Origin of the sequence: Kocuria sp. CPCC 205258 (assembly GCF_040981005.1) — a bacterium.
Classification (GTDB): domain Bacteria; phylum Actinomycetota; class Actinomycetes; order Actinomycetales; family Micrococcaceae; genus Kocuria; species Kocuria rosea.
On record NZ_JAVKPS010000002.1, the window covers coordinates 388,836 to 410,129 of the forward strand.

Below are 21,294 nucleotides of genomic sequence, written 5' to 3' on the forward strand. Positions count from 1 at the left end.
CCCCGAGCACGACCCGCAGAACACGACCGACAGAGAAGAGACATGGCACATCTGCTGTACCGACTCGGGCGCTTCGCCGCCCGCCGCGCCTGGGCCGTGGTCGCGGCCTGGGCGGTGGTCCTGCTCCTCGCCGGCGGCGCCTTCGCCGCCTTCGGCGGGCAGCTGACCACCGCGATCACCGTTCCCGGCACCGAGACCCAGCGGCTGGCCGACCGCCTGCAGAGCGAGCTGCCCGACGCCGGCCACGGCACCGGCCGGATCGTGTTCCAGACCGAGGACGGCGACCCGTTCACCGCGGACCAGCGCGAGCAGATCGGGAAGGCGCTCACCGAGGCGGAGGAGTCCCCGGGCGTCGACGGCGTCCTGGACCCGTTCGCCGCCCAGGACGAGCGCGAGGCGCAGGAGCAGCAGCTCGCGGACGGGCGCGAACAGGCCGCCGATGGCCGCGCGCAGCTCGACGCCGCCGAGGACACGCTCGACGAGAACCAGGAGAAGCTCGACGCCGCCCGGGAGCAGGCCGAGCGGGCCGACGCCCCCGACCAGGTCCTCGACGAGCTCGACGAGCGCCAGGAGGCCCTCGACGACGGCCGCGCGGAGCTCGAGCGCAACCGGGAGCAGCTCACGGACGGCCTGCCCGAGCTCGACCGCGGCGAGCGAATGATGGCCCTGGCCGAGGAGACCCGCACGGTCTCCGCGGACGGGACCACCGCGATGGCCGTGGTGACCTTCACCGCCGAGCAGCAGGCGGTCACCGCCGAGGAGAAGGAGTCCCTCCAGGCCGCCGTGGACGGCACGGAGATCGAGGGCGTGCAGGTCGACTACTCCCTGGAGATCGCCCAGGACATCTCCCAGCTCGTCGGCCCCGCCGAGGTGATCGGCGTGGTCATCGCCGGGATCGTGCTGCTCGTCATGCTCGGCACCCTCGTGGCCGCCGGCCTGCCCATCCTGATGGCGCTCACCGGCGTGTCCGTCGGCGCCCTCGGCGTGCTGTCCTTCTCCGGGGTGCTGGACATGATGTCGGTGACCCCGATGCTGGGCGTCATGCTCGGACTGGCCGTGGGCATCGACTACTCGCTGTTCATCCTCAACCGGCACCGCCAGCAGCTGCTGGCGGGCACGGAGCTGCACGAGTCCATCGGCCTGGCCACCGGGACCTCCGGCAACGCGGTGGTCTTCGCTGGGCTGACCGTGATCATCGCCCTGGCCGCGCTCAACGTCACCGGCATCCCGTTCCTGGGCGTCATGGGCACCGCGGCGGCGGTCTGCGTGGCCGTGGCCGTGCTGGTCGCCGTGACCCTCACCCCGGCGCTGCTGTCCCTGGTGGGGCAGCGGCTGCTCTCCGCCCGCGCCCGGACCCGCGCGGCCCGCCGGCCCGCCCACCTCGGGGAGCCCCGCCCCGGGGTGGCCACCCGCCACCCGGTGCTGACCCTCGTGGCCGGCGTGCTCGCGCTCGTCGTCGTCGCGCTCCCCGCGGCCTCGATGCGCCTGGGCCTGCCGGACGCCTCCTCCGAGCCCGAAAACTCCACCCAGTACCGCACCTACCAGGTCCTCGACGAGAAGTTCGGCGCCGGCGCCAACGGCCCGCTGCTCGTGGTCGCCGACCTGCCGGAGGGCACGGACGAGTCCGGGGCCGCCGATCTGCAGCTCGCCGTGGGCGAGGAGCTCATGGCGGAGGACGACGTCGTCTCGGTGGTCCCGGCGGGGCTGTCGGAGGACCACCGGACCGCCGCGTTCCAGGTCGTGCCCGTGGACGGCCCGGCCGCCGAGTCCACCGAGCAGCTCGTCAACGACCTGCGCGCCCTGTCCCCCGCCCTGGAGGACGAGCTCGGGGTGAGCATCGGCGTCACCGGCCAGACCGGCGGCAACATCGACGTCTCCCAGCTGCTGGCCGACGCGCTGCCGCTGTACCTCACCGTGGTGATCGGGCTGTCCCTGGTGCTGCTGGTGCTCGTCTTCCGCTCGGTCCTCGTGCCGGTCGTGGCGACCGCCGGGTTCATGCTCTCCCTCTTCGCCGCGTTCGGCGCGGTGGTGGCGATCTACCAGTGGGGCTGGCTGGGCGGTCTGCTCGGCGTGCACGCGCCGGGCCCGGTCCTGAGCTTCCTGCCCACCATCCTCGTGGGCGTGCTGTTCGGCCTGGCCATGGACTACCAGCTGTTCCTCGTCTCCGGGATGCGGGAGGCGTTCGTGCACGGCCGCTCGGCGCGGGCCGCCGTGCAGGAGGGGCTCCAGGCCGGCCGGGCCGTGGTCACCGCCGCGGCGATCATCATGATCTCGGTGTTCGCCGGCTTCATGTTCTCCCACATGGCGATGATCCGGCCCCTGGGCTTCGGGCTCGCCTTCGGCGTGCTCGTCGACGCCTTCGTGGTGCGCATGACGCTGATCCCCGCGGTCATGCACCTGCTCGGCGACCGGGCCTGGTGGCTGCCCCGCTGGCTCGACCGGATCCTGCCGAACGTGGACGTGGAGGGCGACTCCCTGCGCCGCGACCGCACCCCCGCCCCCGAGGACCCGGCCGCCGCGGCCGGGCCGAGCGGCTGGGGCGACGCGGCGCCGGGCCCGGACGCCGAGCGCGAGCTGGTCGGCGCCGGCCGGCGCGACTGACGCGGAGGTCCCCGGCGACGACGGCGCGCCCCGTCACCCGCAGCGGGTGACGGGGCGCGCCGTCGTCGGTCCGGTCCCGTGCCGTCAGGAGATGCCGTTCTCCTGCAGCCACATCTCCAGCAGGCCCAGCTGCCACAGCACGTTCGAGCGCAGCGGCGTGTGGTGCTGGTTCGGGTCGGCCAGCAGGGTCTCCACGACCTCCGAGTTGTAGAGCCCGCGCCGCACCGCCGCCGGGTCGGTCAGGGCGGCCTCGACCCGGTCCAGGGTCCCGCCCTCGAGGGTGCGGATCGCCGGGACCGGGAAGTAGCCCTTCTTCCGGTCGATCACCTCGTCCGGGACGATGCCGCGCGCCGCTCGCTTGAGCACGCCCTTGCCGCCGTCGGCGAGCTTGAGCTCCGGGGGGATGCGCCCGGCGAACTCCACGAGCTCGTGGTCGAGGAACGGCACCCGCGCCTCGAGGCCCCAGGACATGGTCATGTTGTCCACGCGCTTCACGGGGTCGTCCACGAGCATCACCGTGGAGTCGGTGCGCAGGGCGGCGTCCACGGCCGTCTCCGCGCCGGGGCGGCCGAAGTGGCGCTCGATGAACGCGGTCGGCGCGTCGTGGGTCGCCATCCACTCGGGGGAGAGCACCTTCGCGAGCCGGGACCACGGCCGGTCGAAGAACGACTGGGAGTAGGTCGTCCGGGCGTCGTCGCGCGCGACGTCGGCCAGCGGCGGGTACCAGTGGTAGCCGCCGAGCACCTCGTCGGCGCCCTGCCCCGACTGCACCACCTTGACGTGCTTCGAGACCTCCTCGCTGAGCAGGTAGAAGGCCACGCAGTCGTGGCTGATCATGGGCTCGCTCATCGCGGCGACGGTCCGGTCGATCGCCGGGACCAGGCGGGCGTCGTCGATCGCGATCTGGTGGTGGTCGGTGCCGAAGCGGCGGGCCACGAGGGACGAGAACTCGAACTCGTCCCCGGACTCCTCGCCCCGGGACTCGAAGCCGATGCTGAACGTCTGCAGGTCCTCCTGCCCGCTCTCCGCGAGCAGGGCGACGACGAGGCTCGAGTCGATGCCGCCGGAGAGCAGCACGCCCACGGGGACGTCCGCCACCATGCGCCGCTTCACCGCGGTGCGCAGCTTCTCGACGAGCCCGTCCTGCCAGTCCTGCTCGGACCAGCCCGAGCGGTCCTCGTCGCGGGTGAACTGGGGGTTCCAGTACTCGTGGTCCGAGGCCGAGCCGTCGGGCTCGACCGTGCGCACGGTCGCCGGCGGCATCTTCCGCACGCCCTTGAGGATCGTGCGCGGGGCCGGGACCACCGAGTGGAAGGTGAGGTAGTAGGACAGGGCCGTGCGGTCGATCGAGGTGTCGACGTCCCCGGCCGCCAGCAGCGCCTGCACCGTGGACGCGAACCGCAGGCGCGCCCCCGTGTGGTCGACGTAGAGGGGCTTGATGCCCAGCCGGTCGCGGGCCAGGACGGTGCGCCCGCTCGTGTGCTCGGTGATCGCGAAGGCGAACATGCCGTGGAAGTGGTAGACGCACTCCCGGCCCCAGCGGTGGTAGGCCTTCAGGGCGACCTCGGTGTCCGAGGTGGAGAAGAACTCGTAGCCCATCCCGCGCAGCTCCTCGCGCAGCTGCCGGTAGTTGTAGATCATCCCGTTGAACACGATCGACAGCCCCAGCCTGGAGTCGACCATCGGCTGCCCGCCCGAGGGGCTCAGGTCGACGATCTTCAGCCGGCAGTGGCCCATGGCCACCGGCCCCTGGGCCCAGGCGCCCTGCCCGTCCGGGCCGCGGCCGGCCTGGGCGCACGTCATGCGGTGGATCGTGCCCGGGTCCGCGCCGGCGCCGTCGAACCGGACCTCACCGGCGATGCCGCACATCAGCGCTCACCTCCGCTCCGGGGCGCAGGGCTGGTCGGGACCGGAGATCCGTGGCGCGAGAGCATCCCCCCATGCTACGGGGTCGGGCCGCCCCGGCGGCCTCGCGAAGGCAGGCTGCCTTCCGCCGGGAGGGCGTCAGTCCTCCCGATCGAGGCGCTCCAGCAGAGCCAGGGCCCGGCTCCGGGTCTCCTCCGTGACCCGGCCGGGCGCCTCCGCCAGCCGCAGCGCCGCGTCCGCGATCCGGGCGGCCGCGTCCCCGGGCAGCCGCGGGTCCGTCCGCTGCCGCTGGAGGATCACGTTCTCCACGAGCCCCATGACCACGGCGGCGTCGAAGGCCGTGGCGGGGTGCCCGCTGGTCCGCTCCAGCAGCGTCCCGTAGATCCGCTCCAGCGCGTCCCGGTTCTCGTGGAACGCCTCGAAGCCCTCCGTGCGCAGCTCCGGGGCGAAGTAGAGGGCCCCGAGGTTCTGGGGGTCCTCCAGGAGCAGCCGGGTGTCCGCGAAGCACAGGGCCCAGAGCGTCACGTGCCCGGGGGCGTCCGCCGCGAGCAGCCGCTCGGCCAGCCGGCGCGAGGGCAGCACGGTGCCGAGCACGAGGCGCAGCAGGACGTCCTCCTTGGAGCGGAACCAGTGGTAGACGCTCGCCTGCTGGAGACCGGCCGCCTCGGCGACGGCCCGGGTGCTCGTGCGGCCGAAGCCGTGGCGCACGAAGAGCTCTCCGGCGGCGTGGAGGATGTCCTGCTCCGCGCCGCGCCCGGTGGGGGAGGTGGTGCTCTTGCGCGGGCGTCCTCGGCTCTTCGTCACGCCACCGAACCTACCAATCCCCGCCGGGCCCGGTGCCGGGACGGCGGTTACACGGCCGAAACAGGCGCCGAACCCGGGGGAAATCCGGCCCTGGTTGCATATCTGTCAAGCGACAGAAAAGCCTCTCGGCAGAAGGAGCCGGCCATGACCGACACCCAGACCACGTCCTCCACGGGGACCACCGCCGGGGCCCGGGCCCACGCCCGCGCCCAGGAGGGCACCGCGGTCGAGTGCCGCCCCACCGTCCCGTCCACCACCGCCACCGGGGCCCCGGCCCGGGTGGCCCCCCAGGACCTCGTGTGGGCCGAGCGCGTGGCCGGCGGCAACTACACGCACAAGGTCCTGGACCGCGGGACCGCCGTGCGGCTCACCGACGTGCAGGGCGACGCCTGCGCCTCGGTCCTGCTCCACAACGCCTTCGAGCCCTTCGAGCGGCTCAACGTGGCCGACACCGTGAAGATCCAGTGGCAGGTCTACTCCGGCGCGGGACAGGTCCTGCTCTCCGACCAGGGCCGCGCGATGGCCACGGTGGTCGAGGACAGCTCGGGCCGCCACGACGCCCTCTACGGCGCCAGCTCCCGCGCCCGCAACGAGGAGCGCTACGGGGACGGCCAGCCGCACGGTCCCAGCCCCGCCGGCCGCGAGCTGCTGGTCCTCGCGGGCGCCAAGCACGGTCTCGCCCGGCGGGACGTCCCGCCCTGCGTCTCCTTCTTCCAGGGCGTCGAGATCGCCCCCTCCGGGCACCCGGTGTTCACGGGCTCCGCCGGGGCGGGCGCGGCCCTGACCCTCGTCACCGAGATGCCGTGCGTGCTGCTGATCGCCAACGCCGCCCACCCGCTGGACCCGCGCGAGGAGTACGTGAGCACCCCGCTCGACGTCGTCGCCTGGCGCGCCAGGGCCACCTCGCCGGAGGCCCCCGCCTGGAACTCGGCCCCCGAGCGCCGCCGCGCCTACCAGAACACCGCCGAGTACCTCCGCGCCCGCGGCCTGGCCTGAGCCCCGCGCACAGAGAACAGCCACGAGAACAGCGACGAGACCAGCGACGAGAACGAGGAACCCCGCCATGACTGCCACCACCACCGCCCGCACCACCGCCCCGGCCGCCGGAGCCCTCGCGTCCCGGTTCGGCCCCGAGCTCCGCCGCGAGACCGTGGCGCCCCTCGCCCCCTGGTCCGCCGTCCTGACCGCCGGCCAGGTGCTGACCATCGTGGACGTGGACGGCAACCAGGCCGTCGACTTCCTGGTCTACGACGCCGTGGACACCGCCCGGGCCTACAGCGCGCAGGCCACCCTGCAGGGTCAGGACAGCGTCTACCTGACCGCCGGGTCCGTGCTGCGCAGCAACGAGCACGACGCGCTGCTGACCGTCGTCGGCACGGACGTGGAGCGCCACGACACCCTCGGCGGGGCCTGCTCCAAGGAGTCCAACACCCTGCGCTACGGCCACCACACCTGGTCCCAGCACGGGTGCGCCGACAACTTCCTCACCGAGCTCTCGAAGTACGGCCTGGGCAAGCGGGACCAGGTCTCCAACGTCAACTGGTTCATGAACGTCCCGGTGGACCCCGACGGCGCGCTCGGCATCGTGGACGGCATCTCCGCGCCGGGGCTGTCGGTGAGCCTGCGGGCGGAGCGCGACGTGCTCGTCGTCGTCTCCAACTGCCCGCAGATCAACAACCCGTGCAACGGCTTCGACCCGTCCCGCGCCGAGATGATCGTCTCCGCCGGCACCTCCGTCACCACGGCCGGGCAGGAGGCCCGGGCATGAGCGCCTTCGACACCGTCCTCGTGGCCAACCGCGGCGAGATCGCCGTGCGGATCATCCGCTCCGTCCAGGCCCTCGGGCTGCGGGCCGTGGCCGTGTACTCGGACGCCGACCGCGGCGCCCTGCACGTCGGTGCGGCCGACGAGGCCGTACACCTCGGGGCCTCGCCCGCCGCGGAGAGCTATCTGGACATCGGGAAGATCATCGCCGCGGCCCGGCGCACCGGGGCCGGGGCGATCCACCCCGGCTACGGCTTCCTCTCCGAGAACACCGGGTTCGCCGAGGCCTGCGAGGCGGCCGGGATCGCCTTCGTCGGCCCCACCGTGGACCAGCTGCGGATCTTCGGGTCCAAGCACACGGCCCGGGACGCCGCCGTGGCCGCCGAGGTGCCCCTGCTCGCCGGCACCGGCCTGCTCGACTCGCTCCAGGACGCCCTCGCGCAGGCCGAGGGGATCGGCTGGCCCGTGATGCTCAAGGCCACCGCCGGCGGCGGCGGGATCGGCATGCAGGAGTGCCGCGACGCCGGAGACCTGCGCGGGGCGTGGGAGAGCGTCCGGCGCGTGGCCGGGGCGAACTTCTCCTCCGCCGGGGTCTTCCTGGAACGGCTCGTCGAGCGGGCCCGGCACGTGGAGGTGCAGGTCTTCGGCGACGGCCGCGGCGACGTCCTCGTGGTCGGCGACCGCGACTGCACGCTCCAGCGCCGCCACCAGAAGGTGGTCGAGGAGGCCCCCGCCCCCGACCTGCCCGGTCCCGTGCGCGCCGCGATCCACGACGCCGCCCGGCGGCTGTGCGCGTCCGTCGCCTACCGCTCCGCCGGGACCGTCGAGTTCGTCTACGACCCCGTGCGGCAGGAGGCCGCCTTCCTGGAGGTCAACACCCGCCTGCAGGTGGAGCACCCCGTGACCGAGGCCGTCTACGGCGTGGACCTCGTCGAGTGGATGCTTCGCCTGGCCGGCGGGGACCGCACCATGATGGACGCCGAGCCCACGGCCCGCGGCGCCGCCGTGGAGGCCCGGGTGTACGCGGAGAACACCGATCTGGACAACCTGCCCAGCGCGGGCACCGTCACCGGCCTCGTGGTCCCGGACGGCATCCGGGTGGACTCCTGGATCGAGGTCGGCACCGAGGTCAGCGCCTTCTACGACCCCCTGCTGAGCAAGTTCGTGGCCCACGGCGAGGACCGCGAGCAGGCGTGGGCGCGGCTGGAGACGGCCCTCGAGCAGGCCCGCGTGCACGGCGTGGCCACCAACCTGGGCGTGCTGCGGGCCGTCCCGCGGCTGCCCGCGGTGCGGGACGTGCAGCACTCCACCGCCACGCTGGAGGGCGTGCGCAGCGCCCAACCGCGCCTCGAGGTGCTGCGGTCCGGGCTGCTGACCACCGTCCAGGACCGGCCCGGGCGGATCGGGTACTGGCCCGTGGGCATCCCGCCCTCGGGTCCCATGGACGAGCTGTCCTTCCGGCTGGGCAACGAGGCGCTGGGCAACCCCGAGCGCGCCGCCGGCCTCGAGGTGACGGCGGCCGGGCCGACCCTGCGCTTCCACACGCCCAGCCGGGTCATGGTGACCGGCGCCCCCGTCGAGGTCCTGGTCAACCGGGAGCCCGTGGCGCAGTGGACCGTGCTCGAGCTGTCCGCCGGGGACGTCCTCGCGATCGGCCGCGCCGAGCAGGGCATGCGCGCCTACCTGCTCGTGGAGGGTGGCCTGGACGTCCCGCTGGTGCTGGGCTCCGCCGCGACCTTCGTGCAGGGCGAGATCGGCGGCGCCGCCGGCCGCGCCCTGGCCCCCGGCGACGTCCTCGGGATCAGCACCCCTGCCGTGCCCCACGAGGTCGCCGACGTCCCGCTGGCCGAGCGCCCCCAGGTGGGCGCCTACTGGGAGGTCGGCGTCCTGGAGGGCCCCCACGCCGCCCCCGAGTTCTTCACCGTGGCCGACATGGAGGAGTTCTACGCCGCCGACTGGGAGGTCCACTTCAACTCCGACCGCACCGGCGTGCGCCTGGTGGGGCCCACGCCCCAGTGGGCCCGCCGCGACGGCGGCGAGGCCGGCCTGCACCCCTCCAACATCCACGACACCCCGTACGCCGTGGGCGCGGTGGACTACACCGGGGACATGCCCATCCTGCTCGGCCCCGACGGTCCCAGCCTGGGTGGCTTCACGTGCCCGGCCACGGTGGCCGAGGGCCAGAAGTGGAAGCTGGGCCAGCTCCGCGCCGGGGACCGGGTGCGCTTCGTGCCCATCACCCAGGCCCAGGCCGCGGAGCTGCGCCGCGACCCGCGGGCCCGGGTGGCCCCGGGCCGGGACGCCGTGGTCGACGGCGGCGTGGTCACCTCCGTGCCCGCGACCGCGGACCGCCCCTCCCTGACCGTGCGGCGCAGCGGCGACTCCAACGTGCTGGTCGAGTACGGCGAGATGACCCTGGACATCGCCTCCCGGATGCGGATCGAGGCGCTGCGCCGGGCCCTGCAGCAGCAGGTCGACAACGGTGCGCTGACCGGCGTGCTCGAGATGACCCCGGGCATCCGCTCCCTGCAGATCCACCTCGACCCGGACCGGCTCGGCCTGGACGAGGTGCTCGAGCGCGTGCTGGTCCTCGACGCCGGGCTGCCCCCCACGCACGACCTGCGGCTGCCGAGCCGCACCGTGCACCTGCCGATGTCCTGGGACGACCCCGCCACCCGGGAGGCCATCCGGCGGTACGAGAAGGGCGTGCGCGACGACGCCCCGTGGTGCCCCTGGAACATCGAGTTCATCCGCCGGATCAACGGCCTGGACTCGGTCGAGGACGTCCGCTCAGTGCTCTTCGACGCCGAGTACCTGGTCCTGGGTCTGGGCGACGTCTACCTGGGCGCCCCCGTGGCCACCCCGGTGGACCCCCGGCACCGGCTGGTCACCACGAAGTACAACCCGGCCCGGACCTGGACCCCGCAGAACGCCGTGGGCATCGGCGGGGCGTACCTGTGCATCTACGGCATGGAGGGCCCCGGCGGCTACCAGTTCGTGGGTCGGACCACCCAGGTGTGGTCCACCCACCGGCAGCGCGGGCCCTATGAGGACGGCACCCCGTGGCTGCTCCGGTTCTTCGACCGGATCAAGTGGTTCCCGGTGTCCTCCGAGGAGCTGACGGAGATGCGCGCGGACATGGCCGTGGGCCGGCTCCCCCTGCGGATCGAGGAGGGCGAGTTCTCCATGGCCGAGTACCAGGCCTTCCTCGCCGAGCACCGGGAGGGCATCGACGCCTTCGAGGCCCGCCGGAGGGCGGCCTTCGACGACGAGCGCCAGGCGTGGGAGGAGGCGGGCGAGTTCGAGCGGGTCGCCGCCCTCGCGGAGGTCGTCCCCGAGGACGACGTCGCCGTGGAGATCCCCGACGGGTGCGAGGGCGTCGAGGCGCAGTTCGCCGCCAACGTCTTCCGCGTGGACGTCCGGGTGGGCGAGCAGGTGCGGGAGGGGCAGACCCTGATGGCGGTCGAGGCCATGAAGATGGAGGCCCCCGTGACCGCTCCCGCGGACGGCGTGGTGCACAGCATCGTCGTCGAGCCCGGGGCGCACGTGGGCCCGGGCGCCGTCCTGGCCGTGATCCGCACGGCCGTCCCCGCACCGGCGGGCACAGCACCGGCCGTCCCCGCACCGGCCGACCCCGCACCGGCCGACCCCGCACCGGCCACCGAGACGGTCTGAGCAGCGGCCCGGACCCCACCAGCACGAGGAGAGCACCCATGACCACGACAGCAGAGCCCGCAGCGCCCCCGGCCCCGGCGGGATCCCCGGACCCGGGCGCGGCCGAGCGCACCGCCCACGAGCTCGTGGCACGGCGCTACCGCCTGATCGAGGAGGCGGACCGGCCCGAGGTGTGGATCGGCCTGCGCCCCCGGCAGGACGTGGCCGCGGACGTCGCCCGGGCGCTGGCCGCCCGGGCCGCCGGCGAGCACCTGCCGCTGGCCGGGACCCTGTTCGCGGTGAAGAACAACATCGACGTGGCCGGCCTGCCGACCACCGCGGCGTGCCCTGCCTTCGGCTACGAGCCGGAGCGCGACGCCGTGGTGGTCCGCCGGCTGAAGGAGGCGGGCGCGGTGGTGCTGGGCAGCACCAACCTCGACCAGTTCGCCACCGGGCTGGTCGGCACCCGCAGCCCGTACGGCGCAGTCCGGCACGCGGAGGACCCCGCCCGGATCTCCGGCGGGTCCTCCAGCGGCTCCGGGGTGGCCGTGGCCCTCGGCTTCGCGGACTTCGCCCTGGGCACCGACACCGCCGGCTCCGGGCGGGTGCCCGCCGCCCTGCACGGGCTGTACGGGGTCAAGCCCACCAAGGGCACCGTGCCCTCCACCGGGGTGGTGCCCGCGTGCCGGAGCCAGGACGTGGTGACCACCATGGCCCGGGAGCTGCGCCTCGCCCGCCTCGCGGCGGACGTCATGGCCGGGGTCGACGACGGCGACGCCCGCTCCCGCCCGCCCGCCGCGCCGCGCCCGGCCCGGCTGGACCGCGTGGTCGGCTTCGCCGAACCGGAGCAGCTCGGGGAGCTCGCCCCCGGCTGGGCCGAGGCCTACGCCGCCGCCGTCCGCCGGCTCGGGGAGCGGGGCTTCCGGACCGTGCCGGTGGACATCGAGCCGTTCCTCGCGGCCGCGGCCCTGCTCTACGACGGCGCATTCGTCGCCGAGCGCTGGACGGCCGTCGGCGCGTTCGTCGACGCCCACCCGGAGGACGTGGACCCCACGGTCGGGCGCATCGTCACCGGCGCCCGGGACGTCCCCGCCCACCGGGTCTTCGCCGACCAGGAGTTCCTCGACGGCTGCGCCCGCCGGGCCCGGGAGGTGTTCGGCGCGCTCGACGCCCTCGTGCTGCCCACCACCACGTCCCACCCCACCCTCGCGGAGGTCGCGGCCGATCCCGTGGGCGCCAACAGCCGGATGGGCCGCTTCACCAACTTCGTCAACCTGCTCGACCTCTCCGCGCTCGCCGTCCCCGCCGGCCGGGTGGACGACCTGCCCTTCGGCGTGCAGCTCGTGGGGGACACGTTCCAGGACGACCGGCTCGTGGACGTCGCCCGGGAGGGAGGCTTCGATGGCTGCTGATCCCGCGCCCGCGGTGTCCGCGTCCGCCTCCGCCCCGGAGCTGCTGCTCGTGGTCGCGGGCGCCCACCTGCGCGGCCAGCCGCTCAACCCGCAGCTGCTCGACCTGGCCGCCCGCTTCGTGGAGGCCACGACCACGGCCGCCGCGTACCGGATGTTCGCCCTGGACACCGTGCCCGCCAAGCCCGGGGTGGTGCGCGTCCCGGGCCGCGGGGCGGCCCTGGCCGTGGAGGTCTGGGCGCTGGACGCCGCCGCGTTCGGCACGTTCGTCGCCGGGCTGCCCGCGCCGATGGCCATCGGCCGGGTCGAGCTCGCCGACGGCCGGGAGCTGCCCGGCTTCCTGGTGGAGCCCTGGGCGCTCGAGGACGCCGAGGACATCACGGTCCACGGCGGCTGGGCCGCCTACCGGGCGGCCGCCGGCTGAGCGGTCCGGACCGCTCAGCCCTGGTCGGACGGCGCCGGACTGGGTAACGTGCGGCATGACCGACAGGGCCGTCCGTCGCTCCCCGGCGTCGCTGCCCGGCCGCGCAAGCAGCGCAGGACCCCACCGCTCAGCAGGAAGGACGTGCGCGATGCAGTTCGAGCTGGAGGAGACGACCCAGCGGGTCGAGGAGCAGGTCGCCGAGCTGTCCCGGCTGCGCCGGGACGACCGCCGGGGGTGGACGCGCCAGGTGTTCAGCGACCCCTACCGGGAGTCCCGAGAGTGGGTCGCGGCCCGGATGCGGGACGCCGGTCTGGAGGTCCACCGGGACGCCGCCGGGAACCTCGTCGGCCGGCTCGCCGGCTCCCGGCCGTCCGCGCCCGCGCTGATGACCGGCTCCCACACGGACACCGTCGACGGCGGCGGGCGCTTCGACGGCGTCGTCGGCGTGCTGGCGGCCGTCGAGGTCGCCCGGAGCATCCGCGCCTCGGGCACCCCGCTGTCCCGGGACCTCCTGGTCGTCGACTTCCTCGGCGAGGAGCCCAACGACTTCGGCCTCAGCTGCCTGGGCAGCCGGTCCATGGCCGGGGAGACGACGGCCGCCGACCTCGGCCGCCGCGACGGGGCCGGGCGGACCCTGGCCGCCGCCTACGAGGACTTCGGCCTCGACCCGTCCGCCGTGCTGCAGCCGTCCCGTCTCGATCCCGGTCCGCTGCACGCCTTCGTGGAGCTGCACATCGAGCAGGGGCCGGCGCTCGAGCAGGGCGGGGAGCAGATCGGCGTGGTGACCTCCGTCTGCGGCATCGAACGCTTCGTGGCCCACTTCGCCGGCCGGGAGGACCACGCCGGCACGAGGCCCGTCGCCGACCGGCAGGACGCCCTGGTGGCCGCCGCCGAGGCCGTCCTGGCCGTGCGCCGCGAGGGCTGCGGGGCGCCCGGCAACGGGGTGGCGACCGCCACGCACGCCGACAACCTCTCGCCGTCCCCCAACGTGGTCCCCAGCGCGGTCGACCTGCGGGGCGAGCTGCGCAGCATCGACCGGTCGTGGCTGTCCGGGGCCCGCCGGAGGCTGGGGGAGACCGTGCTCGCCGCCGCCCGCGGCTACGGTGTCGACGTCGAGTTCGACTGGACGACGGACAACCCCGTCGTCGACGCCCATCCGCGCGCCCACGACGTCGTCGCCGCGACGGCGGAGCGGCTCGGGTACTCCTGGCGGCCGATCCCCAGCGGCGCCACGCACGACGCCGTGCACATAGCGGCCCTGGCGCCGATGGCGATGATCTTCGTCCCCTCCCGCGACGGCCGGAGCCACTGCCCCGAGGAGTGGACCGACCCCCTGGAGATCGGCCGGGGCGTCCACGTCCTCGGCGAGACCCTCCGGGCCCTCGACACCGCGCCGCTGTGACCTCCGGGCGCTGTGACCTCCGGCCGCCGGGACCTCCGGACGGCCACGACCCGAGCACGTCATCCCTGAACGGAGGCTCCGCATGAACACGCTGGCCGACTACGTCAACCTGCCCTTCCTGTGGTTCTGCGCCCTGGCGGTCTTCGCCGTGATCATCCTGCAGACCGTCATCTACGTGCGTGCGGCCCGGCTCGTGGGCCCCGACGTCGGCTTCACCCGCCAGGACCTGCGCCAGTCCTTCCGCTCGGGCGGTGTCGCCGCGATCGGCCCGTCCCTCGCCGTGGTCGTCGTCGCGGTCGCCCTGCTCCCGCTGTTCGGGGCCCCGGCCGTCCTCGTGCGCATCGGACTGGTCGGCTCGGCCGCGACCGAGACCTCCTCGGCCAACCTCGCCGCCGGGACCCTGGACGCCGAACTGGGCGGGGCGGGCTGGACGCCGGACGTCTTCACCGTGGCCTTCCTGGCCATGAGCCTCTCCGGCGGTCTGTGGATGCTGTCCACGCTGATCCTGACGCCGCTGCTGAAGCGGGGGGACGTCAAGCTCCGGTCGGTGAACCCCGCCCTGATGGCGATCGTCCCCTCGGCCGCGCTGCTGGCCGCCTTCGCCTCCCTGGGCATCGCCGAGCTCCCCAAGAGCTCCGTGCACATCCTGACGGTCGTGGTCTCCGCCATCGTGATGGCCGTGTGCCTGCTGCTCGCGCGGGCCCTCAGGGCGCCGTGGCTCCGGGAGTGGGGCCTCGGCTTCTCGATCATCATCGGCCTGGTCGTCGCCTACTTCGCCCACGGCGCCGGCATGGGCGCCACGGCCTGAGCACCCCCGGAACCCGAAGGAGTCGTCATGGCCTCACCGACCGGCACGTCAGCCACCGCCTACGCCGTCTACGACCGCACCACGTCCCGCTGGGGACGGCTCACCATGATCCTGGGTCTGCTGTTCTCCTACGCGGGCCCGGTCTACCTGCTGCTCTTCTCCGGACTGGAGATCCCGCTGTCCGACGTGGTGACCGCCTTCCTGGCGGTGGCGGCGGTCTTCGCGATCCTCGCCGTCGTCGAGCCCATCACCTACTACCCCGTCCTGGGGCCCGCCGCGATGTACCAGGCCTTCATGATCGGGAACATCGCGAACAAGCTGCTGCCCTCCGCGATCGTGGCCCAGGCCGCCATCGGCGCCAAGCCCGGGACCCGGCGCGCGGAGCTCGCGGCCGTCATGGCCATCTGCGGCGCGGCCGTCGTGCACATCGTCTCCCTGCTGCTCTTCGTCGGCATCCTCGGCACCTGGCTGGTCAGCGTGGTGCCCGAACCCGTCGTCGAGGTCGCCCGGCTCTACATCTTCCCGGCCATCATCGGCGCGGTGATCGTCCAGCTCGCCGCCTACGTGAAGCAGCCGCGGATCCTCCTCATCGCCCTCGCGGTGGGAGCGGTCGTCCAGCTGCTGCTCGTGCCGGTCCTGGGCACCACGTTCCGGAACTTCGCCACGGCCGTGGTGGTCCTGGCCACCATGGTCCTGGCGTGGGTGCTCCGCGACCGGAAGGCCGAGCACGCCGCGCCCGGGGACGAGAGCCTGCCGTGACCACCCGGGCCGCCTTCCCCGAGACCCCCGCCCCGCACCCCGCCCACGAGAGGACGTCATGACCACGACCCTGCCCGAGATCCCCGCCGAGCTGCGCGAGGACCTGCACACCCTGTACCGCCACCTGCACGGCGCCCCCGAGCTGTCCATGCAGGAGCACGCGACCGCCGAGCTGATCCGGGCGCGGATGGACGCCCTCGGCTGTGAGACCTTCGTCTGCGGCGGCACCGGGGTGGTGGCCGTGCTGCGCAACGGCGAGGGGCCGGTGGTCGGCTTCCGCGCGGACACCGACGCCCTGCCCGTGGCGGAGGACACCGGCCTGGACTACGCCTCGACCGCCCGGGGCGTGCTGCCCGACGGGACCGAGGTCCCCGTCATGCACGCGTGCGGGCACGACACCCACATCACGAGCGCCGTCGGCGCGGCCACCCTGCTGGCCGGGAACCGCGACGCCTGGGCCGGGACCGTGGTCTTCCTCTTCCAGCCGGGCGAGGAGACCGCCGAGGGCGCGATGGCCATGCTGCAGGACGGCCTGTGGGACCGCGCCCCCCGCCCCGAGATCGTCTACGGCCAGCACGTCTGGCCCGGGCGCGCCGGCCAGGTGGAGCTCACCAGCGGCCCGGCCATGGCCATGGCCGACGGCTGGAAGGTCACGGTCCACGGCCGGGGCGGCCACGGCTCCCGGCCCGAGGACACGATCGACCCCGTGGTGCTCGCGGCCCACATGGTGGTGCGGATCCAGAGCATCGTCTCCCGCGAGATCCCCGCGCAGCAGGCGGCGGTGATCACCATCGCCAGCTTCCACGCCGGGCTCAAGGAGAACATCATCCCGGCGGTCGCGGAGTTCACCGTCAACGTCCGCAACCTGGACGCCGACGTCCGGGAGCAGGTGCTGGCAGCGCTCCGGCGGGTCATCCGCGGGGAGGCCGTGACCTCCGGCGCCCCGGAGCCCCGGATCGACGAGATCTACACCTTCCCGCTGCTCGTCAACGACCCGGCGGAGACGGACACCCTCCGCGCCGTGCTCGGTGCGGCCCTCGGGGCGGAGAACGTCCTGGACCGTCCCGCCCAGATGGGCAGCGAGGACTTCGGGCACCTGCCCGACGCCATCGGGGTGCCCGGTGTCTACTGGTTCTTCGGCGGGATGTCCGACGAGGCGGTCGACGGCGACGCACCGGTGCCGACCAACCACTCGCCGTTCTTCGCCCCCGTCGTGGAGCCCACGCTGAGCACCGGCGTCACGGCCGCGGTCAGCGCGATCCTCTCCCGCGTGGGCACCCGATGAGGGGGGACACCGGGACCGCGGAGCTGCTCCGGCTCTCCGCGCGGGAGCTCGCCGCGGCCGTCCGGGCCCGCACGGTCTCCGCGCGGGAGGTGCTCGACGCCCACTTCGCCCGGATCGACGCCGTGAACCCCGCCGTGAACGCCGTGGTCACGCAGGTCCGCGAGCAGGCGTACGCGGCCGCCGCCCGCGCCGACGAGCTGACGGTCGCCACGCCCGCCGACGAGCTGCCGCCCCTGCACGGGGTGCCGATGACGCACAAGGACACCCACGCCACCGCCGGGATCCGCACCACGTCCGGCTCCCCGGTGTTCGCCGAGCACGTCCCGGAGCACGACGACCTGATCGTCGCCCGGTTCACGGCGGCCGGGGTGATCAGCACCGGGAAGAACAACGTGCCCGAGTTCGCCGCGGGCTCCCACAGCTTCAACGAGGTCTTCGGGACCACGCACAACCCCTGGGCGCTGGACCGCAGCGCGGGCGGGTCCAGCGGCGGGGCGGCCGCGGCGATCGCGTCCCGGATCCAGCCCCTGGGCGACGGCTCCGACATGGGCGGGTCCCTGCGCAACCCGGCCGCGTTCTGCGGCATCGCCGGCTTCCGGCCCTCCGCCGGGGTCGTGCCCTCGGCCCCGGCCGGCAACGCCTGGGCGTGGCTGGGCCGCTCCGGTCCGCTGGGCCGCAGCGTGGACGACCTCGCCCTGGCCATGTCCGTGCTGGCCGGCCCCGACCCGCGGATCCCCCTGGACTGCCCGGTGCCGCGGACCGGGTTCCGGGCGCTCGCGGCGGAGGACCCGCCCGACCCGGGGGCCCGCCCCCTGGCCGGCGTGCGGATCGGGCTGAGCGCGGACTTCGGCCTCGGCGTCCCGGTGGAGCCGGAGATCGTCGAGGTGCTGGTCGCCCAGGCGCGGGCGTTCGAGGAGCTCGGTGCCGTGGTCGAGGAGGCCGTCCCGGACCTGCGCGACGCCGACGAGGTGTTCGACGTGACCCGGGCCTTCGACATGGCCGTGAATCTGCGCGAGGTGGTCGCGGAGCACCGCGAGCTCGTGAAGCCGGAGATCGTGTGGAACGTCGAGAAGGGACTGGCGCTGACCGCCGAGCAGCTCATGGACGCCGCCCTGGCGCGCACGCGCCTGCACGAGGCGGTGCGCGCGTTCTTCGGCCGCTGGGACGTGCTGCTGACCCCCACCTCCCAGGTGCTGCCGTTCCCGTCGGCGGAGCGCTGGCCCCGCACGGTCGCGGGTGTGCCGATGCAGACATATGTCGAGTGGATGCGCTCGGCGAGCCTGATCTCGGCCACCGGCTGCCCGGCCGTCTCGGTGCCGGGCGGCTTCAGCCCCGGCGGGCTGCCCGTGGGGCTGCAGCTCGTCGCCGCGCACGGGCGCGACGTCGAGCTGCTGCGGACCGCCCGCGCCTACGACCACGCCACCCGGCACGCGGACGCCGCGCCGCGCCTCTGAGGTGCGGCCGGGCCGGCACGTCGCGTCGTGCCGGCCCGGCCCGGCCGCTCCTGCTCAGGCCGCGGTCTCCAGCTCGAGCAGCGCCGCCTTGGCCTCCAGGCCGCCGACGTACCCGCCCAGGCCGCCGTCGCCGCGCAGCACGCGGTGGCACGGGACCACCACCGGCAGCGGGTTCGTGGCGCAGGCCGTGCCCACCGCCCGCACGGCCTGCGGGCGCCCGACCGACCGGGCCACCGCGCCGTAGCTCTCCGTGCGGCCGTAGCCGATCTCGGGCAGGTGCTCCTGGACCAGGCGCCGGAACCCGTGCGAGAGCGAGCGGTCCAGCGGGAGGTCGAAGCCGGTTCGCGTCCCGGCGAAGTACTCCTCGAGCTGCCGGACGGCCGGTGCTAGGCGGACCGGGGCGTGCAGCACCCGCGGGCTGATCCGGCGGGCCAGGTCCTGCAGGACCGCCTCGTGGTCCTCCCGTGCGTAGGCCACCCGCACCAGCCCCTCCTCCGTGGCGGCCAGCAGCAGCACGCCCACCGGGGTGCTGACGGTCGTGTACGCGACGTCGAGCAGCCCCGCCCGGGCGGCCCCCTCCTCCAGGCGCCGGTGCAGACCACGCAGCACGGTCTCCGGCACGGGGTCGGCGCGGAGGCTCCGCAGGGGGGAGTGCGGGGTCGAGCCGAGGGTGTTCGTGGTCATCGGTCCTCTCCTGTCCGGTCGAGCTGGGTGCGGTGCCCGGTGCCGTTCGCGGGGGCGGTCGTGGTGAGGGCCCTGCGGAGGGCGGCCACGCCGTCCGAGGCGGCCCGGCGGGCGGCCTCCGGGGTGCCGCCGAGCAGCTCGGCGATCTGCCGGTAGGGCAGTCCGCCCAGATAGCGGTAGGCCACGGCGTGCCGCTGCTTGGGCGGCAGGGCGGCCACCGCCGCCCACAGCGGGGAGTCGTGCTCGTGCGGCGCGTCCCGGTGGGCCGGTGGCTCCGGGAGCCAGGCCACGGGCACCGCCGCCCGGGACCGGGCCCGGACGACGTCGACCGCCTTGCGTTGGGCGATCGTCACCAGCCACGCCTGCACGTTCGCCGTGGCCGGCAGGTCCGGGTACGCCCGCAGCGCGGCCAGGAACGTCTCCGACCACGCGTCCTCGGCGTCCGCGGACGTGCTCAGCACGGCCCGGCAGACCCGCCACACCACGGGGCCGTGCCGGGTCACCTGCGTCTCGAAAGGCTCTTTCGTGTCCATCACCTCGTAGACGTCCGCACCGGGCGAAACGTGAGATCGGCGCGGACGGATCTCCTCCATCCTGACGCACCCGACCGCACCCGTACCCGCTGCCGCTCCTGGCGGGACCAGCCGGGCCGGCCGGGGCGAACCCTCATACCCCGGCCGGGACCGGCGGGTCGGCCGGCTGCGCGGGGACCGGGGCCGTGCGGACGCGGGGCGTGAACCCGGAGGGGGTCTGCTCGCGGTAGAGCCGGTAGAGCTCGAGCCGCTGCGTGTCCGTCTCGACCTGGGCGCGGGCCGCGGTGAGGCCGACCAGGACGTAGGTGAGCCAGCCCAGGGCACCGGCCACGAGGGTGGCCCAGCCGTCGAAGGCGCTGGTGACGAGGGTGTTCTCGATGTGGAAGAGGTCGTTCGGGGCGCCGTAGATCGTGGGCGTCAGCGCGAGGAACACCAGCCGGCTGGTCAGGCCCACGCACGCCGCGGCCAGGGCGGCCCGGGCGCCCGGGCGCCGCCAGAAGGTGCCCAGGATGAACGAGGCGGACAGGCTCGCGAGCATGAGGTCGAAGGCCAGGGTCAGCAGGATCCCGGTCTGGCTGACCCGCACGGCCAGCAGGATCCCGATGACCACCACCGGCAGCATGGCCAGGCGCGTCCAGCGCAGCAGCGGGTCGTGGGCGCCGGAGATCTCGGTGCGGCGGACGTTGAAGACGTTGCGCACGGTCACGGCCGAGGTGGCCAGGATGGCCCCGGAGGCCGTGGAGAAGGACGCGGCCACGATGCCCGAGAGCACGAGCACCGCCAGCAGCGGGGGAGCGTACTCGCCCAGCAGCGTGTAGAGGATGGGGCCGTTCTCCGCGGAGAGTCCCAGCACGGAGGAGGCGGTGAGGGCCACGAGGGCGAAGATCGTGCCGATGACCGCGGTGGTGCCGGCGGCCACGAAGCACGAGCGCTGGGCCACCTTGGGGCTCTTGGCCCCGAAGATCCGCTGCATGAAGTCGATCGCCACGAGGTCGCCGATGCCGAGGGCGATGAGCGTGGCCCAGTTGATCGGGGCGCCCGCCTCCGAGCTCGTGAGCTGCTCGAGGTCGAACGGGCCCATCCCCTCCGGGATCACGATGCCGTAGGTCAGGGCGACCCACACGATCAGCGCCACGGCGGCCACCACCGTGATCACGGTCTGCAGCACCGCCGTGTAGGCGTCGGAGAACAGCCCGCCGGCCAGGGTGTAGCTGAGCACCAGGGCGCTGGCCACGACCACGCCGATCGAGTACGGGACGTTCGCGAAGTACTCGAGCAGGAACCCGCACGCCACCAGGTTGCCCGCGAGCAGGAAGGTGAAGGCGAAGATCATGATCACGGAGGCGAGCGTCTCGGTGGTCCGGCCGTACCGGATCCGGAAGAAGTCGCCCAGAGTGAACAGCCGCAGCCGGTTCATGGGCTTGGCCAGGAACAGCCCGGCGAGCAGCAGGCACACCGCCAGTCCGAGGGCCAGGGAGGCGCCGGCCCAGAAGCCGTAGCCGGAGGTGAGGTCCGTGTTGCCCACGGTGGCGTTCGAGTCCACGGCCGCCGCGGTCAGGGACACCGCGACCAGCGGCATCCCCAGCTGCCGGCCGGCCACGAGATAGTTGGTGCTGTCGCCGTCCACCTTGCGCGCCACGAGCACGCCGATGATGAGCACCGCCAGCACGGTGATGCCGACCCCGAGAATGATCATGTGCTTCTCCCCGCCTGGGCTCCGCCGAGCGGAGTTCCTGTCATCTGACAGGTAAAGCATGTCCGGGGGGTGCGGCGCGGTGGTTTCTCCTCCGTAACGTCTGTGTTTAACCGCAGCGCCCCGCCCCGAAGAGTTCCGGGGCGGGGCGGGG

16 protein-coding genes are annotated in these 21,294 nt (G+C 74.2%); 11 read left to right on the forward strand and 5 right to left on the reverse strand.

Annotated elements, in window-relative coordinates:
* Nucleotides 1–42: 42 nt before the first annotated feature.
* On the forward strand, nucleotides 43–2,601 hold the full coding sequence (locus tag RF644_RS05155) for an MMPL family transporter (protein ID WP_368795663.1): 2,559 nt from the start codon (nucleotides 43–45) through the stop codon (nucleotides 2,599–2,601).
* A gap of 84 nt (nucleotides 2,602–2,685) precedes the next feature.
* Here the strand turns inward: RF644_RS05155 and RF644_RS05160 are convergent, their stop codons facing one another.
* Both RF644_RS05160 and RF644_RS05165 read right to left on the reverse strand, forming a co-directional pair.
* Nucleotides 2,686–4,470: an N-acetylglutaminylglutamine amidotransferase gene (locus RF644_RS05160; RefSeq protein ID WP_368795664.1), complete on the reverse strand. Its 1,785-nt coding sequence runs from the start codon at nucleotides 4,468–4,470 to the stop codon at nucleotides 2,686–2,688.
* Nucleotides 4,471–4,605: 135 nt separating this feature from the next.
* Complete coding sequence (locus RF644_RS05165; RefSeq protein WP_368795665.1) at nucleotides 4,606–5,271, reverse strand: TetR/AcrR family transcriptional regulator; 666 nt, start codon at nucleotides 5,269–5,271, stop codon at nucleotides 4,606–4,608.
* A gap of 144 nt (nucleotides 5,272–5,415) precedes the next feature.
* Between RF644_RS05165 and RF644_RS05170 the strand changes: the two genes are divergently transcribed.
* From RF644_RS05170 to RF644_RS05215, 10 genes are all read left to right on the forward strand, one after another.
* Entirely contained in the window at nucleotides 5,416–6,267 is an 852-nt protein-coding gene (locus RF644_RS05170) for an urea amidolyase associated protein UAAP1 (protein WP_368795666.1), read from the forward strand.
* 67 nt (nucleotides 6,268–6,334) lie between these two features.
* Entirely contained in the window at nucleotides 6,335–7,039 is a 705-nt protein-coding gene (locus RF644_RS05175; RefSeq protein ID WP_368795667.1) for an urea amidolyase associated protein UAAP2, read from the forward strand.
* Nucleotides 7,036–10,710: an urea carboxylase gene (gene uca / locus RF644_RS05180; protein ID WP_368795668.1), complete on the forward strand. Its 3,675-nt coding sequence runs from the start codon at nucleotides 7,036–7,038 to the stop codon at nucleotides 10,708–10,710. The genes RF644_RS05175 and uca overlap by 4 nt, the downstream gene beginning before the upstream one ends.
* Nucleotides 10,711–10,748: 38 nt before the next feature.
* Nucleotides 10,749–12,101 carry an allophanate hydrolase gene (locus tag RF644_RS05185; protein ID WP_368795669.1) on the forward strand — a complete coding sequence of 451 codons (1,353 nt, stop codon included), beginning with the start codon at nucleotides 10,749–10,751 and terminating at the stop codon, nucleotides 12,099–12,101.
* The gene (locus RF644_RS05190) at nucleotides 12,091–12,522 is read left to right on the forward strand and encodes a hypothetical protein (RefSeq protein WP_368795670.1); all 432 of its coding nucleotides are present in this window, start codon (nucleotides 12,091–12,093) and stop codon (nucleotides 12,520–12,522) included. The genes RF644_RS05185 and RF644_RS05190 overlap by 11 nt, the downstream gene beginning before the upstream one ends.
* A 148-nt stretch (nucleotides 12,523–12,670) precedes the next feature.
* A complete protein-coding gene (locus RF644_RS05195) occupies nucleotides 12,671–13,924 on the forward strand; it encodes a M20 family metallo-hydrolase (protein ID WP_368795671.1) in 1,254 nt (417 codons plus the stop codon).
* 82 nt (nucleotides 13,925–14,006) lie between these two features.
* Entirely contained in the window at nucleotides 14,007–14,732 is a 726-nt protein-coding gene (locus RF644_RS05200; protein WP_368795673.1) for a DUF5058 family protein, read from the forward strand.
* Between the two features lie 27 nt (nucleotides 14,733–14,759).
* Nucleotides 14,760–15,491: a hypothetical protein gene (locus tag RF644_RS05205; protein WP_368795674.1), complete on the forward strand. Its 732-nt coding sequence runs from the start codon at nucleotides 14,760–14,762 to the stop codon at nucleotides 15,489–15,491.
* 58 nt (nucleotides 15,492–15,549) lie between these two features.
* Complete coding sequence (locus tag RF644_RS05210; protein ID WP_368795676.1) at nucleotides 15,550–16,776, forward strand: amidohydrolase; 1,227 nt, start codon at nucleotides 15,550–15,552, stop codon at nucleotides 16,774–16,776.
* Complete coding sequence (locus RF644_RS05215; protein WP_368795677.1) at nucleotides 16,773–18,230, forward strand: amidase; 1,458 nt, start codon at nucleotides 16,773–16,775, stop codon at nucleotides 18,228–18,230. The genes RF644_RS05210 and RF644_RS05215 overlap by 4 nt, the downstream gene beginning before the upstream one ends.
* A 54-nt stretch (nucleotides 18,231–18,284) precedes the next feature.
* Here the strand turns inward: RF644_RS05215 and RF644_RS05220 are convergent, their stop codons facing one another.
* The 3 genes from RF644_RS05220 to RF644_RS05230 all read right to left on the reverse strand — a co-directional run bounded on the left by RF644_RS05220 (nucleotide 18,285) and on the right by RF644_RS05230 (nucleotide 21,143).
* The gene (locus RF644_RS05220; protein WP_368795678.1) at nucleotides 18,285–18,914 is read right to left on the reverse strand and encodes a methylated-DNA--[protein]-cysteine S-methyltransferase; all 630 of its coding nucleotides are present in this window, start codon (nucleotides 18,912–18,914) and stop codon (nucleotides 18,285–18,287) included.
* Nucleotides 18,911–19,447: an RNA polymerase sigma factor gene (locus tag RF644_RS05225; protein ID WP_368795679.1), complete on the reverse strand. Its 537-nt coding sequence runs from the start codon at nucleotides 19,445–19,447 to the stop codon at nucleotides 18,911–18,913. The genes RF644_RS05220 and RF644_RS05225 overlap by 4 nt, the downstream gene beginning before the upstream one ends.
* Before the next feature lie 133 nt (nucleotides 19,448–19,580).
* On the reverse strand, nucleotides 19,581–21,143 hold the full coding sequence (locus RF644_RS05230) for a sodium:solute symporter family protein (RefSeq protein WP_368795681.1): 1,563 nt from the start codon (nucleotides 21,141–21,143) through the stop codon (nucleotides 19,581–19,583).
* Between the last annotated feature and the right edge of the window lie 151 nt (nucleotides 21,144–21,294).

What these genes read in the sequence shown, in the direction of transcription:
- RF644_RS05185 (WP_368795669.1), top strand. Translation starts at nt 10,749, where the DNA reads ATGACCACGACAGCAGAGCCCGCAGCGCCCCCGGCCCCGGCGGGATCC.
- uca (WP_368795668.1), top strand. Translation starts at nt 7,036, where the DNA reads ATGAGCGCCTTCGACACCGTCCTCGTGGCCAACCGCGGCGAGATCGCC.
- RF644_RS05225 (WP_368795679.1), bottom strand. Translation starts at nt 19,447, where the DNA reads ATGGACACGAAAGAGCCTTTCGAGACGCAGGTGACCCGGCACGGCCCC.
- RF644_RS05210 (WP_368795676.1), top strand. Translation starts at nt 15,550, where the DNA reads ATGACCACGACCCTGCCCGAGATCCCCGCCGAGCTGCGCGAGGACCTG.
- RF644_RS05175 (WP_368795667.1), top strand. Translation starts at nt 6,335, where the DNA reads ATGACTGCCACCACCACCGCCCGCACCACCGCCCCGGCCGCCGGAGCC.
- RF644_RS05155 (WP_368795663.1), top strand. Translation starts at nt 43, where the DNA reads ATGGCACATCTGCTGTACCGACTCGGGCGCTTCGCCGCCCGCCGCGCC.
- RF644_RS05160 (WP_368795664.1), bottom strand. Translation starts at nt 4,470, where the DNA reads ATGTGCGGCATCGCCGGTGAGGTCCGGTTCGACGGCGCCGGCGCGGAC.
- RF644_RS05200 (WP_368795673.1), top strand. Translation starts at nt 14,007, where the DNA reads ATGAACACGCTGGCCGACTACGTCAACCTGCCCTTCCTGTGGTTCTGC.
- RF644_RS05205 (WP_368795674.1), top strand. Translation starts at nt 14,760, where the DNA reads ATGGCCTCACCGACCGGCACGTCAGCCACCGCCTACGCCGTCTACGAC.
- RF644_RS05190 (WP_368795670.1), top strand. Translation starts at nt 12,091, where the DNA reads ATGGCTGCTGATCCCGCGCCCGCGGTGTCCGCGTCCGCCTCCGCCCCG.
- RF644_RS05220 (WP_368795678.1), bottom strand. Translation starts at nt 18,914, where the DNA reads ATGACCACGAACACCCTCGGCTCGACCCCGCACTCCCCCCTGCGGAGC.
- RF644_RS05195 (WP_368795671.1), top strand. Translation starts at nt 12,671, where the DNA reads ATGCAGTTCGAGCTGGAGGAGACGACCCAGCGGGTCGAGGAGCAGGTC.
- RF644_RS05230 (WP_368795681.1), bottom strand. Translation starts at nt 21,143, where the DNA reads ATGATCATTCTCGGGGTCGGCATCACCGTGCTGGCGGTGCTCATCATC.
- RF644_RS05215 (WP_368795677.1), top strand. Translation starts at nt 16,773, where the DNA reads ATGAGGGGGGACACCGGGACCGCGGAGCTGCTCCGGCTCTCCGCGCGG.
- RF644_RS05170 (WP_368795666.1), top strand. Translation starts at nt 5,416, where the DNA reads ATGACCGACACCCAGACCACGTCCTCCACGGGGACCACCGCCGGGGCC.